Genomic DNA, 15,581 nt, shown 5'->3' on the forward strand with positions numbered 1-15,581 from the left:
CCTTATTTTTTTGCTTCATTTAGAATGTGCTTGGCGACTATTATTCTCTGAATCTCATTTGTTCCTTCATAAATCTTTGTAATTCGGGCATCCCGGTAAAATCTTTCCACTGGATACTCAGCGATGTAACCCATACCGCCATGAATTTGAACTGCTTTATCTGCTACTTTGTTAAATACCTCTGAAGCGTACATTTTTGCCATTGATGCTTCTTTGATTGCTTTTTTACCTTCATCAATCAACCTTGCCGCATTCATTGTTAATTGCTTGGCAGCTTCTGTTTCTGTAGCCATATCTGCAAGCATCCATTGAATTCCTTGGTTATCTGCTATAGGCTTTCCAAACTGTACTCGTTCTAAGGCATATTCAGCTGACATTTCAATCAGCTTCTCTGAAGAGCCTACAGCTCGTGCAGCCAGGCCTACCCTGCCTTCGCCCAGGATTGTTAACGCGGATACATATCCCATTCCTACTTCACCAATCACATTCTCCTCTGGCACCACACAGTCTTCAAATATGATCTGTGAAGTGTAAGAACCTCTAAGACCCATTTTTTTATCTTCCGCTCCCACGCTAAACCCCGGGAAATCTTTTTCAACTAAAAATGCGGTAATACCGCCTTTGGCTCCTTTTTCCTTATCAGTTACAGCAAACACTGTGATAACATCTGCAATGGGACCATTGGTTATAAAATGTTTCATTCCATTTAGTATCCATTTATCCCCTGCCTTTTCTGCCCTGGTGGATAAGTTTGTTGCATCAGATCCGGCTCCCGGTTCTGACAAGGCAAACGCTCCTATTAAATTACCTGATGCCATATCCGGAAGATATTTTTGTTTAAGGTGGTCTGATCCCAGCCTTACTAAACCCGTGCTGCCGATTCCTGTATGTGCGCTAATTAACGAAACATATCCATTATGTGTTCTGCCTAACTGCTCTAGCACTACGGCCTTCCCGCATGTATCAAGGCCGATTCCCCCGTACTCTTCTGGAATGCTGAGGCCAAAAAGCCCTAATTCTTTCGCTTTCTCTACAAGATGCTGAGGTATTTTATCTTCTTCTTCTATTTGCTGAGCATAAGGTTCTACTTCATTTTCTACAAAGTTTCGAATCATCGTTTTCATTTGAGACACTTCGCTAGCTGTAGCTACCATTTTGACACGCTCCTTATCTTCTTTTTCATACACCTTATATATAAGCAAGATTCGTGCCAAATAAAAAAGCGCTATATAACAGCGCTTTCATATTTCAGGTAAAATACAAAGATTCATTTTTGAATTATTTTCTGAATTCACTCTATTTTCTGTAATTCATTTTTGTATTATGAACCAAAAATGAATTACAGAGTTTCCGTATCAATAGAAAGGCCATATTTTTTTAGTTTTCTTACAACTGTTGCCTGGCTGGTTTCCAGGTGTTCTGCAATTTCATAAGTTGTAGACCATTTTTTTACCGCTGTAGATAATACCTTTTTTTCTGCTTCTTCCACACTTTTCTTTAAAGGGAGTAATGTACTCTCGGGGACGTATTCATATCCTTCTTTATATTCGTCTGGAAGGTCGCCAAAGGATAAACTCTTTGCGGGGCAGGTTATCATCATACGTTCAACCAGATTAGATAATTCTCTGACGTTCCCAGGCCAGTGATACCTTAGGAAAAATTCTGTTAATGTACGGTCTGCTGTTTTATTCATTTCATATTTTTTATTGTACTTATTAACTAAGGACTGCACCAAAGGCAGAATATCTTCTTTTCGCTCCCTGAGTGGCGGCACAAAAACCGGCACTACGTGCAGACGGTAATACAGATCTTCTCGGAACGTCCCTTCCTTTACCATCTTTTTTAAATCCTTATTTGTGGCTGCGATTACTCTGACATCTACTTTTTTTGTTTTTGTTCCACCGATTCGCTGAATCTCCTTTTCTTGAAGTACCCTGAGAAACTTCACCTGCAGCGGTTCGGGCATTTCTCCTACTTCATCCATAAATAAAAAACCTCTATCTGCCATTTCAAACAACCCTGGTTTTCCTGAGCGGCTGGCTCCTGAAAAGGCCCCGGCCTCATATCCAAATAATTCAGATTCTAATAGATCTTTAGGAAGAGCACCGCAATTAATTTTAATAAAGTTTCCACTGTCATAGCGATTGCTCACGCGATACAAGTGCCTGGCTAATACATCTTTCCCTACACCTGTTTCTCCTAAAATCAGCACCGTCGTATCTACCTGAGCTAATCTTTCTGCGGTGTTAAAAAGGTCCAGCATCTTTTCGCTTTTAATTACCACCTCAGGATCTTCCTTTGTATAGGCTTTAAGTCTTTCAAGCTGCTGTTCGTATTTTTTATTTAATTGCTGTACTTCGTTTAGTTGTTCATGCAGCTCATTTAGTTCTGACAAGTCTCGAATGTTGGTTACAATTTTCTCAATTTCCCCATTTTCATTAAAAATAGGGCTGCCCGTCATTACCGTTTTTTTCTGATTAAAATTCTTTTGAACGACATTCACCGTTTTTTTTGCTTTCAATACTTTTGTTGTGACAGATTCTTTTAATATCCCTCTTTTCATAAGATCATGGACGTTTTTTCCTATGTAGTAATGCTTGGGGATGCCTGATATTCTTTCTATGGCTGAATTTGTTTTTAATGTATTTCCTTCATGATCTGTGATGTATATACCATCATAGGAGCTTTCAATGATGGCATCGAGCTCACGGTTTGACTTATTAAGTTCCTTAATCTTCTCCTTCATTCCAGCGTATTCTTCCCCTTGCACTGCTATATAGTTGAAAATGCCATGACTAGGAGGATCGTTTGTATTTCGCATAAAAAATAGAAAACATCGGTCTTGCAGTTTCCCTAAAAATGTTTCTTGGTCCGTGCGAAAATCAGAAAAGACAGAATCAGCTTTGTCACCTGCTGCGACTTTCCCCTGGAAAAGTTCAAATGCAGCATCGTTTAAGGACTGTATGGTAGTTTCATGATCAGTAGTGAATGAAGCAAACGGGAAATGTAATATACTCATACTCATGGGAGCCATCAGCCTTTCCTTACATCTATAAACGTCAATAAAGAGTAAAGCGTTTCCAAAACAGGCGTATCCACTTCTAACCTTCTTGCCTTTTTAACGAAATATCCGCATAATGCTTCAACCTCCATGGGCTTGCCCTTTTCTCTATCCTGAAGCATAGAGGTTTTGTGATGTCGTACTAAGGCGGCATCAGAGAAAACTTGATCTATTGCTTTTTTAGTCACTTTAATATTTGCTTTCTTTGCTACTTCTACGATTTCCTTTAATACAAGCTCTGCTGTTTTATTTAATTCAGGAGAATCTAATATCTCGCCTACAGCAGCTCCAGTTACAGCAGACAGAGGATTAAAAGTGACATTCCAAAGAGACTTTCGCCATTTTCTTTCAAGGATGCGGTCGCTTGACCTTGCATTGATCCCGCTGTTTTCAAACAACTGTACAACCTCTTCAGCCTTTTGGCAGTTATCATCTGATAGGCTTCCAATAAAAAATAAATGGTTTCCTTCTTGTTTCACTGCGCCTGGGGCGGCTACCTGAGCAGAAATATGTGCAGCACCAGATAACACCTGCTTCTCTCCATAAAGATCAGCTAACACTTCTTCGTTGCTCACTCCATTTTGAAAGGTTAGGATTGATGCTTCCTTTTTGACAAAAGGCATCATTTCCCTGGCTGTCTTTAACGTATCCGGTGATTTAACCGTAAACAAAATAAGGTCTGCCCCTTTTATGGCATCCATAGAATCAGTAAACGTTGCTTTTATGGTTTTTTCGTGGTTGTTTGTTTTTAAAGTCAGACCATTTTTCTTCATTTGCTTAAGATGTTCTCCTCTGGCAATCAATGAAACGTTCATGCTTTCATTGCTCAACATGCCGCCAAGATAACTTCCAATAGCTCCTGCCCCAACTACTGCAATATTCATAGCATCCTCCTTACGACTAAAAATGTCATTTACCTTTCTTCTATATGGGAGAAACCATTTCCTTTTATCTATCTTTGTAAAATCTTCGTCTGGCGTTCTCTGCTTTGAACCCAAAGGCTCAAGTGGACAATCCATCCCAGCCTTTCTCTCGCATTCCCGGTGAGATGAGACAACGCTGGTGTGGCACCTGCAGATTCTGCCATAAAACATATCCCTTTATCTGTTACAGACCCATAAATAAAAGCATACCAGAAGCTTCCAGCATGCTTTCCTTCAGTATTGACTTACTTTAAGAACCGGCCTCGCTGGCGAAGCAGCTCTCTGTGAAGCTGAACATTTTTCTCAAAAGCAGCTCTGCCATGCAGCCAGAATAAATTATTCAGCATAACCAGATTCCCTGTCGGAAGTTTTAACTCAATGACATTTTCATCTTCCTCCATAGAAGAAGAAAGATCTCGTAAATACTTCGCCTGTTGAATAGATTCAGGATAAGCAAATTGGTCGATAAAGCAAATGCATGGGTTGTTATTTTTCAGGAAAAAGGTTTTGCGCTTTACTTCTTCTTGTACATTTTTACTTGCAGGAGCTTTGTAAGTAAATTCATAAGAAGCTAAAGGATCTTTAATAAAACGATCAAGCTCCTTCCAATCATCCAGGTGCAGAAGCCTTGATTCTCCACCAACCGCATGTTCTTCAGCCATTTTCATCATTAGCAGCCAGTCAGTTGGCTCATCTACAAATGTCCCGTCAGTGTGTAAGGTAAACCGCCTATAAGCCTGCCTTAAATAAGAATCACTGTTATCAGTATCCTTCACTGTAAATCTTGCATAGTACTTTCCTGACATAGCATCGAAGTTGGGCTCTCCTATTAAATGACTTAAAGCAGTAGAGAATAGGATATATTCACCTATGTTATTCGTTTGTTCTTTCACCCCAATCGTAAATCCTCCTGATGCCCGGTCATGGAGAATACTGTTAATCGTTTGGGAAAAAGAGGTCCCTGCAATTTCTTCAAGCTTTGCCGCTGCGATAAATCGGTTGTAAGGCACATATTCCAGTCTTTCTGTGCTCATATCCTTTAGCTCGGAAAAGAATTGTCTTATCACAGCATCACTGATTTCAATATGATACAGTCGGTTGCTTTGCGGATGCTTCCTTACTCGAAACGTGTTCTCTTCCTTTACAAAATCTCTTTTTACATCCTGTTCAAGCATACTCATGGTTCATTCCTCCTCTGAAATTAAACATAAAAAGCCAGCTATACTGTGGGGTTGCACAGTACAACTGGCTTTAGATTACTGGTCATGCTCTACGGAAATAGAGTCATAGTAACTAAACAGCTTAAGAGTTATATAGGTGAATTCGCGTATTCCTTCATTCACGATTCTTCAGGTTCTACCCTGAGAAGGTGAGTGGGTAACTGATTACAGTGTAAAACAGCTTAAGCCTATTGTCAACATATATTCAAAATATTCTATCACTTATTATGATTGACTGGTGAGAGCATTTTCTTTCTTCATGCCTATCAACCTTGTCACTTCTTCACCGATCTGGATGGAAGCTGTGGCTGCTGGTGAAGGAGCGTTACAAATGTGAAAGCTGTTTTTCCCAGTCACAATATGAAAATCATCGACAAGGCTTCCATCTGCCTTTAAAGCTTGTGCTCTTACTCCAGCCGGTGCAGGCTCCAAGTCATCTCCGGTTATTTCAGGAATCAGCTTTTGGAGGCTTTCCACAAACTTAGCTTTGCTGAATGAGCGAATCATTTCTTCTGATCCTTCTTTTACATAATTTCTTGCCAGTTTCCAAAAGCCGCTGTACCCCATGACTTCCATGAAATCTTTAAGTAAAAAGTCAGTCTTTCTGTATCCTTCTCGTTTAAAGCTAAGAACTGCATTGGGTCCCGCTTCTACTTCTCCATCTATCATTCTGGTAAAGTGGACTCCTAGAAATGGGAAGTCCGGGTTAGGCACAGGATAGACAAGATTTTTAACAAGTCCCCTTTTTTCCTCTTTAAGAGTATAATACTCTCCTCGAAACGGGATCACTTTCATGTCTGTATGATAGCCCGTTTTTCTTGCAATTCGATCACTGTGAAGGCCGGCACAATTAATTAACGTTTTGGCTTGATAGGTGCTGTGCTGTGTCTCTATGGTTACCTGGGACTCCTCTTCTGTAATATTTTGAACCTCAGTATTAAGAAGCATTGTCCCTCCGCCCTTTTCAATCAGCGAAGCAAAAGTCTCACTGACCTGCTTGAAATTAACAATTCCTGCTGAAGGAACATGAATCGCCGCAAGGCCGTTCACGTTAGGTTCCTTTTCCTTCAGCTCTTCCCTGCTTATTTTTCTAATGTTTAAGCCGTTCTCCAACCCACGTTTGTAGAGGTTATCTAAACGTGGCAGCTCCTGGTCATTAGTGGCAACAATAACCTTTCCGCAGACATCATGGTCAATGTTATGCTCTTGGCAAAACTCTACCATCGATTGATTGCCCGCCTTTGCGAACCTTGCTTTGTAGCTTCCCGGTTTGTAATAAATTCCAGAGTGAATAACACCACTATTATGTCCAGTTTGGTGAGAGGCCCAGCTTTCTTCTTTTTCAATCATTAAAATGGAGGCCCCAGGGAACCTTTTTGTTAGGGAGTGCCCTACAGAAAGGCCAACAATTCCACCACCTATAATCGCATAATCGTACATTAGCTTCCTCCTATTCCCTGATTAAAATGCAAAAAAGCCAGTCTTCTCCCTTTTCAGGCGGGGTGACTGGCTATAACCTATTTGTAAATGCTCTTCACGCTTCTGAAGAATCATAGGCTACTCAGTATGATTCAAAAAATTTTGCCTTTCCCTTCTCTGGCCCTGTCAGGGGCTGCCTGACTAGAAGAGAAGGAGTATCCACCTAATACTGTATACTCCTTTTTAAATTATGTCAATGTTCAGACTTGTTCACTTATTTCTTAGAAAGTGTGTATGAAACTGAATATGTAAATCTTTAATGGCTGCTAAAATTGCGTTCTTTGCTTTTCCATGATAGTGGGTTTCCACCGCTTTTAGTATAATTTCTACACTGTCCTTGAGACTGTATCCTCTTAACAAATGATGAATATATTCCCTTCCATGTTCTGTCGCCAGAGTACAGGAGGCTTGAAGTATCACTCCATACTTTCTGTCTACTTCTGCTGTGACTGTCAACGTATTAAACACACTTTGCGCCGCCATGCCTTCAGGAAGTCTTGCATGGCCGGCAATAAATGCAATGTTGCCATTTTCCATGTACTTTTACTCCTCTCCGCACTTTTATTCTATATTATTACAAATAGAGGAGAGAACCAACTCTACTCTGCCTGCTATGAATCGTTTAATAGAGAGTTGCTCTTTTTGCTGTTAGATAGCTTTCTTTGAATCTACTTCCATGCCGCTCTCCTTATCCTTGCCTTCTGGAAGAACATATGAAAAAGAATCTTTATATTCCTTTAGTTCTACGCTGACATCTATTGATTGGATCCCCTCTAATTGTGATAATTGATGATTCACAAAATGAACGAGGGATTCATTGTTTCTAAAATAAGCCTGTATAATTAAATCATGCATGCCGGAAAAAGCTCCGACAAAACGAACTTCCTGAAAGCTCTTAAGCTTTTTGGCAATATCCTCTTGCTTCCCCAGCTGTGTTGAGAAACCGATAATTGCCTGAACATGCAGGCCCACCTTGTCAGGATTCGTATGAACCACAAATTCAAAGACCCCATTGTCGAGCATTTTTTTAACGCGAGAACGGACTGTCCCTTCACTAACCCCTAGTAAATCAGCAATATTACTGTAAGGGCGTTTCCCATTTTCCTGTAAAAATCCCAGGATAGAAAAATCCACTTTATCCAGCTGTTGCATTTTCCCCACTCCTCATCTCAAGGATGTAATATTTACAATTATAGGTAATCATTTTATGTCTTACAAGGTATTATCCAGCACACTCTTTGACGCTTTTATTACATACCATACACTATTGAAAAATGTCGAACTCTCTTAGCAACAGACTGACTAAAAAAGCAGACATGAATTCAGCAGAAAGGTACCTTTTTTTCCATGTGAACAGTCTCCAGCCTGTCATTCTCTTCTTTCACAATTAAAAAACCTTTCTTCTTCCAGAAAGTTAGTCCCCCCGGCAAAAACTCATGTGTATGAAGATACATTGTTTGATAGCCGGTTTCGCTACAAAACTGAACAGCTCTCTCATATAATCTTGAACCAATGCCTTGCTTGCGGCTATCACTTTTTACGTAACATTTAATCAGTTCACAGGTGTCCGGTAAGCAATACCGACCTTGTAAAGCGGTAATTCTGTCGTCATATGGCCGGACAGCAATTGTTCCCAAAACATTCCCTTCGGAAAAAGCGGCTAAAAAAATGGCTTTATCCCTAGTAATAAACAGCTTTTCCATCTCGGTAATATCTTTTTTAGCATTATCGCTTAAAGGAAAAGGATAAACTTCTGCCATGGTGGGGAGCAAAAATGCGGCTACATTGTCAATTTCCTCTGGTTTCACCTCTCGTATTTCAATCATGAGTTCCTCCTGTGCTATGTACTAAAATTCAAGCAAAGTAACCTTTATTCAGTAAAGTAAAAATTACAGCTGACTAACCATTGGCATTGTTCCACGTACCTGGTGGATTTCTTGGTTGCCTAGGGATGGCCTTTTTGTAAGCAGCAATATCTATTACCCTGCAGCTCTCTTCCTATATGAAGAAACAGATATGGGCATGTGCCGGCAGGACACTTTCAGGTACGATACTAACTCCTGTTTTTTTCTACCATTGAAACAATAGCATGATCATCAGCTAATTCATAAATAATTTTGCTTTTATATCGAAATTTTATTTTATCAGTTAAGAAGATGGAGCCGTAGAACGGGCTTAAAGAATTATTATAACAAAAAGATATGTTGTTTCTCTTAATTTTTTAAAGGTATCGTCCCTTCATATTGCAAGTCAAGCGAGTTAGGTTTAGGCATGAGAACTTAAAGGAATTACCGTTAATACCTTGTAACAAACCTATGTTTGATTAAGAGGGTAAAGAGTATTTCCTCACCCTTACATTTACGTTGATACGCTCACGTTCGTTTTTTAATAGCTCACTCAAAAATACGTTTGATTACTTACCTTCAGGAGGCACACGATGAGATTTGCAGGTGTAGGCTTAGTTATCCTGGCCGCTATTTGCTGGGGCATTAGTGGGGGAATTGGAGATATTTTAATGAACAAGGGCTGGGACCCTATCGTCATTTCCTTTTACCGAGGGGCTGTTGCTTTTATATGTTTTTTAGCTTGGTTTCTCTTTCGCTTTAGAAAAAATTGGATCTTCTCTACTCGTTTATACATATGGTCCCTGTTGGCAGGGCTTGGTGTTGCCGGAAATTTCACATTTTATTTTCTCAGTATCCAGGCATCCAGCGTCGCTGTTGCTGCTACTTTAATGTACACCGCACCTGTGTTCGTCCTTTTAATTTCCTTTTTATTTCGACTGGAGCGTTCGACCTGGTTTAAATGGGGGTGCATTACCGGTGTGCTTGTGGGGATTATCCTGCTTACAGGTGCCTACAGTACCGATTCGATATCAGTGAGTGTTCTAGGGGCGGCAGCGGGGCTTGCTGCGGGGATTTTCTATGCATTGTTTATATTCGGGTTTAAAAATGCCTCTTCTACCGGAAATCCGCAAATCACGTTAACCATTGCATTTTTTTCCTTTTGTATCATCCTTTTTCTTTTTGCGGACAATGCAGAAGCCGCTAGTGTGGTGACGTCAAGCGACATAGGATGGTTCCTTCTCTTAGGGATCCTGGGGGCTGGACTTTCATTTATATTTTATGTAATTGGAATTCGGCGGACTACCCCGACAACTGCTTCGATGGTCGCTATGGTAGAGCCGGTAACAGCTTCATTATTTGGCATTTTGCTTCTTGGAGATCATTTGACAACCATTCAAATTTTTGGAATGGTAATCATCCTCCTTACAATCACCGTGCTTAGTGTGAAGCAGTCCAACTGAGTAATTTACGAGTAATTTACATTAACGCAGGTTCTCTGTAGTTTCATTAATATAATGGTCGTTCTTCTGCGCCTGTCTTTGTCTTCTCAAGACATGTAAATAGTTTACTTTCCTTCTTGAACGGGTAATATTCTTCTTGTCTAGTTTGAGAAAGGAGGATTTTATGCCGCAAATTCAAGAAGGAAAAGAGTATTTAGATGTAAAAGCAGGACGCTTTCGGCTGTATTTTTATAGAAGATATAAGGTCATTACTGTCATTAACGACCTGCTCATTGGCATCTTATTTGTTACTGGAAGTTTGCTGAACTTTTCTTCTCAAACAGAAATATTTGGCATGGTGGCTTATTTACTAGGAAGTATTTTCTTGTTTATCCGCCCTCTTCTTAGACTGATTCGCAATACTTCTTTAAGAAGAGATATAACCGACAAAGACACGTATACCACAGACGGTTAGTTTCGTTTTGAAGGATCCTGCTTTTAGGTTTTATCTGCCCTTCCCCCTCTCAGCTTCCTCCTTCTGAATCTCTTCTTTCTTCTTTATCATCTTTTATAGGACAGTGAGTTGAACTCTTACTTATCACAGGGTTCTCTACACATGATGGTTACCATAAAGGTTGTTTCGCCGGAAACGAGGCGTATCAAATTATGGTGAAGGAGAGTAAACCTCGCCTACATATTAAAGACACTTGCACTGCGTATTGAGGGATAAAATTACAAAAAGAAGAGCGGTGACATAGAAAATGCAGCCGCTCTTCTTTGTTCTGTATAATTATCTTTTTAAGAATACTCTCTCATCAACCGTTCATTTCCCCCACAACGATCGTTAGGTATCTTTCAGCTTATTCTCCTGTTGTTTCACTTGCCATAGTCTATGGAGATGGGTAACAAATACCTTGCTGACGGCGTACGTCGGAACGGCAAGCAGCATTCCAACGATACCCAAAAATTGTCCCGCTACAAGCACTAAAATCAATACAGTCACCGGGTGCATTGAAAGCTTTTTGCCCATTACCTGTGGTTGAAGCAGAATGCTTTCAATTTGTTGAATAATCACAATGATAATGATCACAAGCAGAGCCATAAATGGAGATTGCAAGATCCCGACTATAACGGCAGGCACCGCACCAAGCCAAGGACCAACGTATGGAATTACATTGGTCATCATGGCAAAGAGCGCAAGAATTAATGCATAGTCCAACCCAATAAGCGTAAATGCAATGTAACAAAGAATTCCTATAAAGGAACAAACGATAAGAATTCCTTGAATATAATTACTTAACATCTTATCCATACCACTAAGAATACGGCTCGCTTCTTTTTTATTATCTTTCTCCTGAATAAAATGGAGAATACTATTTGGAAACTTTTCCCCTTCTTTTAATAAGTAAAAAAGAATAAAAGGAATAACAAACAGGGCGATTAATACATTAAACACGGCACCGACAAAGCTTAAAGTGTTAGGTACAATATTCGACATAATGTTGTTAATAACAGACCCAGCTTGCTCTATCTGCTCTTCAACTTGAAATAGTTCCGTTAAATCAAATCGTTGTACCAGTTCATGCTGTTGAATCTGTATAAGCAGCTGCTGCATTTCAGAAATAATTACTGGCATGCTGTTGACTAGACTATTCATTTGATTTTCAATCTCGGGAACAATAAGTGAAAGGAGAGCTACAATTAAAGCGGCAAAACCGAAAAACAATAGTAAAATCGCAAGTGTTCTTGGCATTTTTTTACTCAGCCTGTGAACAATAGGTCTAAATATGTAAAATAGTATTCCTGCTATTACAATGGGAAAAAAGACTGTTTGAAAAAATACAAGCAGAGGGATAAAAATCCAGTCAATGAGCGTCCCTAAATAGATAATTAAAAAAATAATAATAATTGCCGACCCAGTTTTTAAAAACTTATTATACATGTAACCACTCCTGCAAAATAAATAGGACAGTATTCAAAGAAACTAAAAAAGCAGGATATCCTTAAAGTCAGGACTCATTTTAGATAAGTCTTGTGCATCTTTTACTAAATATATGACAAATCGGATCAGGAAATCAATGAAACCACGTTCTGCAAAGGAATCTATTTATTAACATACCCCTTAATGTAACGAATATAGATGTCAAGGATGGAACGAAAAAGGATAGAATGAGTAAAAAGAACAAAAAAACGTAACCTCGACGGTTACGTTGTGATATGTATGGTGGAGCATAGCGGGCTCGAACCGCTGACCTCTACACTGCCAGTGTAGCGCTCTCCCAGCTGAGCTAATGCCCCATTTCCTATTATTCAGACATGTTTAATTATATAATGTTTCCTGGCAGTTGTCAATTTATAAAATAAAGTCAAGAATCAGCCAGCCAATAGCCCCAAATACAGCCGTAACCGCCGCTTCTCTTACTTTTTCTTTTCTCAGCTTCTTTTCCTTCACCCAATCGAGAAGGATCCACCCTAAAAATACAGCAATCCCAAAAATCAGTGCTTGAATCATTCTCTATCACCCGCTTCCTCTCTGTCCGTTCCTAACTATAGCAGATGAAGGTTGAATGAACAAGAGGTTGGCTATACTGAAGCTACTACTCTTTTTTGTCTGGAGGATGTATGAAAATGCTTCCTTTTCATAAGCTTACTCAGCAATTTGCTAAGTCTCACTTGCTAACGAGACTATTTTTAGTAATTGGGATTATTATTATTAGTATAAGCTGGCTGATGCACCGGCTGGAACCACATACCTTTCCCACTTACTTTGATGCCGTCTGGTGGGCCATAGTCAGTGCTTCTACAGTGGGGTACGGCGATCTTGTACCTGATAGCACGATTGGGCGCGTTATTGCTATTATCCTTATTTTATTTGGGATTGGATTTGTCACCTTTTTTGTTACATCCTTGGCTGCCACTACCGTTACAGAGGAAACACAATGGCGCCAGGGCAAACTTTCCTGCCGTTATGAGAACCACTGCATTGTCATTGGCTGGAATGAAAAAAGCAGGCAGGTGATTAAAGAGCTGCAGAGGCAACATTCCCAAAGAGAAATTGTCCTCATTGACGAAACTCTTCAGCAGCCTCCCTTTCCCCGTCACTCAAGTGTTCACTTTATTCAAGGGAACCCTAACATAGATGAAACCCTGCAGAAGGCGAATATCTCCAAAGCTGCAAGTGTACTCATAACCGCAGGAAGATCAATGAATGAACAAGACAGCGATGCACGGACGATCTTAACTCTTCTGGCAGTGAAAAGCAATAACGATAAGGCAATGGTAACTGTTGAAATATTAACTCCTGAACTTCTCGCCAACGCAAAAAGAGCCGGTGCAGATGAAGTCATAGAATCGACTTATGTGACCAGCCTTTTGATGAGCGGAAGTACGATTTATCCTGGAGTAGCAAGTATCATAACCGATTTACTTGAGCATGAGGACCAGTATAACCTCAAGATGACTGAAATAAAAGATGAATGGGTGGGGCTTTCCTTTGAAGAGCTTTTACACGAATTCAGAAAAGAAGGCAAGCTGCCTCTCGGTGTAAAAAGACAGGGGAAAATGCTGTTAAATCCTAATGCTCCTTTTTTTGTGTCCCATGAAGACTCCATTCTCTTTGTAGACCATTAGGTTAACAATGTGGCTTCCAGCTCTTCTATTAACAAACGGCCTGTTTCTAAGTACTTGTTAGGAACGGCCGCATCGTTTACAACTGGCTTTTGGAACTGGTTGAATAAGGCATTATAGTTGTAGACGACATCATCAATCCCTTCCTCATATTGATGAGTTAATAAAAACGGGCGTCCAAGCTCCACGGTTACACCTTTTGTTTCAACCTCTCCATCAATAGTCCGAAATGGCAGCCTCAGGAAATGGTATCCATGGTCATCGTCTATTTTATAGTCAAAGTAACCATGATCATAATCCCAATTCCCTCCAATTCCATACCCTAAAGGCTGCAATTTCTCCTTTAATGTTTCCATTTTGAATTTATGTTCTTCAATTCTTGACTGCAGTTGGATCATTGTCGATTACCCCCTTTACCTGGTTAGCTTCGACATTTCTATCCTTTTTCATACATCAAGAAGAACGGGACGTATCAACAGTAAAAAGCCCGGTCCTTATCAATCAGAACCGGGCTGGCTGTTATTTTTTCAAGCGGTTTTCAAGCTCTTGCTTCTGCTCTTCAAATCCAGGTTTTCCAAGCAAAGCAAACATGTTTTTCTTATAATCCTCTACTCCTGGCTGGTCAAACGGGTTAACACCTAAAAGATAGCCGCTGATCGCGCAAGCTTTTTCAAAGAAGTAAACCAGGTAACCAAAATGGTACTCATTCATTTCTGGAATCGTAACAATCAAATTAGGTACCTTTCCATCAGTGTGAGCTAAAAGAGTACCTTCAAACGCTTTTTTATTTACAAAGTTCATTGTTTCGCCAGAAAGATAGTTTAAGCCGTCTAAATCGCTTTTATTTTCTTTCAAGGTAATGTCATTACCCGGCTCTTCAATTTGCAGGACAGTCTCGAACAGGTGACGGCGGCCATCCTGCACGTATTGTCCCATGGAATGAAGATCTGTAGAAAAATTAACCGAAGCCGGGAACAATCCTTTTCCATCTTTTCCTTCACTTTCGCCAAATAGCTGCTTCCACCACTCAGAAACATACTGAAGCCTTGGCTCATAATTAACAAGAAGCTCGATCGTATTACCTTTTTGGTAAAGAGCATGGCGTAAGGCCGCATATTGGTACGCCTCATTTTTTTCCAGGCTGTCTGTGGAAAGAGCTTCTCGTGCGTCTGCTGCTCCTTTCATCATACTTTCGATGTCAAGGCCGGAAGCAGCAATCGGCAGAAGTCCCACGGCTGTTAAGACAGAATAACGACCGCCTACATCATCTGGCACGACAAATGATTCAAACCCTTCTTCAGAAGCAAGTGTTTTTAAAGCTCCTTTTTCTTTGTCGGTCGTCGCATAGATCCTTGACGCCGCTTCTTCTTTCCCATACTTGTTTTCCATCCACTCACGGAAAATGCGAAAAGCAATGGCAGGCTCGGTCGTAGTCCCTGATTTAGATATTACGTTCAGTGATACATCCTTCCCTTCAATGATGTGAAGCAAATCGTTTACATAAGAAGGACTAATATGATGTCCGGCAAAGTAAATTTCCGGGCCTTTACGCTGTTCTTTTGGAAGCTGATTTCTAAACGTATGGTGTAAGCTCTCCAACGCTGCTTTGGCTCCTAAGTATGAACCGCCAATACCTATCACTATAAGTACATCAGAGTCCCCGCTAATTTTGTCGGCGGCTTGCTGGATGCGTGAAAATTCCTCTGTATCATAATCTGCCGGCAAATCCACCCATCCCACAAAGTCATTTCCTGCACCTGTTTTATTATGAAGAGCCTCGTGAGCCTGGGTAACGGCTCCTTGCAGCTGACTGATTTCTTCTTCTCTCACAAAATCCAAAGCATTACTGTAATCCAAGTTTAGTTGATTGCCCATAGCATTTTCCCTCCTATTTCTAACACATCTTCTATCAATGTAAAGAAGCCAAACTGACAAATCAAGACGTTTTCCAATTGTAATCGTCTTCAACTGCAAATATATTTTAT

General features: G+C 40.2%; 16 protein-coding genes and 1 tRNA gene. 3 read left to right on the forward strand and 14 right to left on the reverse strand.

The window, feature by feature from the left end; genetic code table 11:
- Positions 1-2: 2 nt before the first annotated feature.
- The 9 genes from ACFPU1_RS09335 to ACFPU1_RS09375 form a co-directional block, all read right to left on the reverse strand.
- Positions 3-1,154: an acyl-CoA dehydrogenase family protein gene (locus ACFPU1_RS09335; protein WP_385940387.1), complete on the reverse strand. Its 1,152-nt coding sequence runs from the start codon at positions 1,152-1,154 to the stop codon at positions 3-5.
- A gap of 185 nt (positions 1,155-1,339) precedes the next feature.
- Positions 1,340-3,025: a sigma-54 interaction domain-containing protein gene (locus ACFPU1_RS09340; RefSeq protein WP_385940389.1), complete on the reverse strand. Its 1,686-nt coding sequence runs from the start codon at positions 3,023-3,025 to the stop codon at positions 1,340-1,342.
- An 8-nt stretch (positions 3,026-3,033) separates the two neighbouring features.
- Complete coding sequence (locus tag ACFPU1_RS09345) at positions 3,034-3,945, reverse strand: ketopantoate reductase family protein (RefSeq protein ID WP_385940391.1); 912 nt, start codon at positions 3,943-3,945, stop codon at positions 3,034-3,036.
- Between the two features lie 68 nt (positions 3,946-4,013).
- Positions 4,014-4,148, reverse strand: a complete 135-nt coding sequence (locus ACFPU1_RS09350) for a hypothetical protein (protein ID WP_269758112.1) — start codon at positions 4,146-4,148, stop codon at positions 4,014-4,016.
- A gap of 81 nt (positions 4,149-4,229) precedes the next feature.
- The gene (gene glaH / locus ACFPU1_RS09355) at positions 4,230-5,165 is read right to left on the reverse strand and encodes a glutarate dioxygenase GlaH (RefSeq protein ID WP_385940393.1); all 936 of its coding nucleotides are present in this window, start codon (positions 5,163-5,165) and stop codon (positions 4,230-4,232) included.
- A 264-nt stretch (positions 5,166-5,429) separates the two neighbouring features.
- Positions 5,430-6,644, reverse strand: a complete 1,215-nt coding sequence (gene lhgO, locus ACFPU1_RS09360; RefSeq protein ID WP_385940395.1) for an L-2-hydroxyglutarate oxidase — start codon at positions 6,642-6,644, stop codon at positions 5,430-5,432.
- A gap of 249 nt (positions 6,645-6,893) precedes the next feature.
- A complete protein-coding gene (locus ACFPU1_RS09365) occupies positions 6,894-7,220 on the reverse strand; it encodes a DUF3870 domain-containing protein (RefSeq protein WP_054636204.1) in 327 nt (108 codons plus the stop codon).
- A gap of 111 nt (positions 7,221-7,331) precedes the next feature.
- A complete protein-coding gene (locus tag ACFPU1_RS09370) occupies positions 7,332-7,835 on the reverse strand; it encodes an Lrp/AsnC family transcriptional regulator (protein ID WP_054636203.1) in 504 nt (167 codons plus the stop codon).
- Positions 7,836-8,005: 170 nt separating this feature from the next.
- Positions 8,006-8,509, reverse strand: coding sequence for a GNAT family N-acetyltransferase (locus ACFPU1_RS09375; RefSeq protein WP_385940398.1), 504 nt, complete (start codon positions 8,507-8,509; stop codon positions 8,006-8,008).
- Between the two features lie 611 nt (positions 8,510-9,120).
- Here ACFPU1_RS09375 and ACFPU1_RS09380 point away from each other — a divergent pair.
- Together ACFPU1_RS09380 and ACFPU1_RS09385 are read left to right on the forward strand one after the other, a co-directional pair.
- Positions 9,121-9,990 (forward strand): DMT family transporter, encoded by an 870-nt coding sequence (locus tag ACFPU1_RS09380; RefSeq protein WP_385940400.1) that lies wholly within the window; start codon positions 9,121-9,123, stop codon positions 9,988-9,990.
- Positions 9,991-10,153: 163 nt separating this feature from the next.
- Entirely contained in the window at positions 10,154-10,444 is a 291-nt protein-coding gene (locus ACFPU1_RS09385) for a YrhK family protein (protein WP_385940402.1), read from the forward strand.
- A 369-nt stretch (positions 10,445-10,813) separates the two neighbouring features.
- Here the strand turns inward: ACFPU1_RS09385 and ACFPU1_RS09390 are convergent, their stop codons facing one another.
- The 3 genes from ACFPU1_RS09390 to ACFPU1_RS09400 all read right to left on the reverse strand — a co-directional run bounded on the left by ACFPU1_RS09390 (position 10,814) and on the right by ACFPU1_RS09400 (position 12,481).
- Positions 10,814-11,911, reverse strand: coding sequence for an AI-2E family transporter (locus ACFPU1_RS09390; protein ID WP_054636200.1), 1,098 nt, complete (start codon positions 11,909-11,911; stop codon positions 10,814-10,816).
- Between the two features lie 280 nt (positions 11,912-12,191).
- Positions 12,192-12,267 (reverse strand) — tRNA-Ala (locus ACFPU1_RS09395).
- Between the two features lie 55 nt (positions 12,268-12,322).
- Positions 12,323-12,481 carry a hypothetical protein gene (locus tag ACFPU1_RS09400; protein WP_198153474.1) on the reverse strand — a complete coding sequence of 53 codons (159 nt, stop codon included), beginning with the start codon at positions 12,479-12,481 and terminating at the stop codon, positions 12,323-12,325.
- Positions 12,482-12,591: 110 nt separating this feature from the next.
- On the opposite strand from ACFPU1_RS09400, the gene ACFPU1_RS09405 reads away from it, so the two are divergent.
- The gene (locus tag ACFPU1_RS09405) at positions 12,592-13,599 is read left to right on the forward strand and encodes a potassium channel family protein (protein WP_385940405.1); all 1,008 of its coding nucleotides are present in this window, start codon (positions 12,592-12,594) and stop codon (positions 13,597-13,599) included.
- On the opposite strand, the gene ACFPU1_RS09410 is transcribed toward ACFPU1_RS09405, so the two are convergent.
- Together ACFPU1_RS09410 and ACFPU1_RS09415 are read right to left on the reverse strand one after the other, a co-directional pair.
- Positions 13,596-13,994 (reverse strand): YugN-like family protein, encoded by a 399-nt coding sequence (locus ACFPU1_RS09410; RefSeq protein WP_054636197.1) that lies wholly within the window; start codon positions 13,992-13,994, stop codon positions 13,596-13,598. The genes ACFPU1_RS09405 and ACFPU1_RS09410 overlap by 4 nt on opposite strands.
- A gap of 121 nt (positions 13,995-14,115) precedes the next feature.
- Entirely contained in the window at positions 14,116-15,471 is a 1,356-nt protein-coding gene (locus ACFPU1_RS09415) for a glucose-6-phosphate isomerase (RefSeq protein ID WP_385940407.1), read from the reverse strand.
- Between the last annotated feature and the right edge of the window lie 110 nt (positions 15,472-15,581).

The sequence above is a fragment of the Thalassorhabdus alkalitolerans genome, from assembly GCF_042656525.1.
Lineage (GTDB): Bacteria > Bacillota > Bacilli > Bacillales > Marinococcaceae > Thalassorhabdus > Thalassorhabdus alkalitolerans.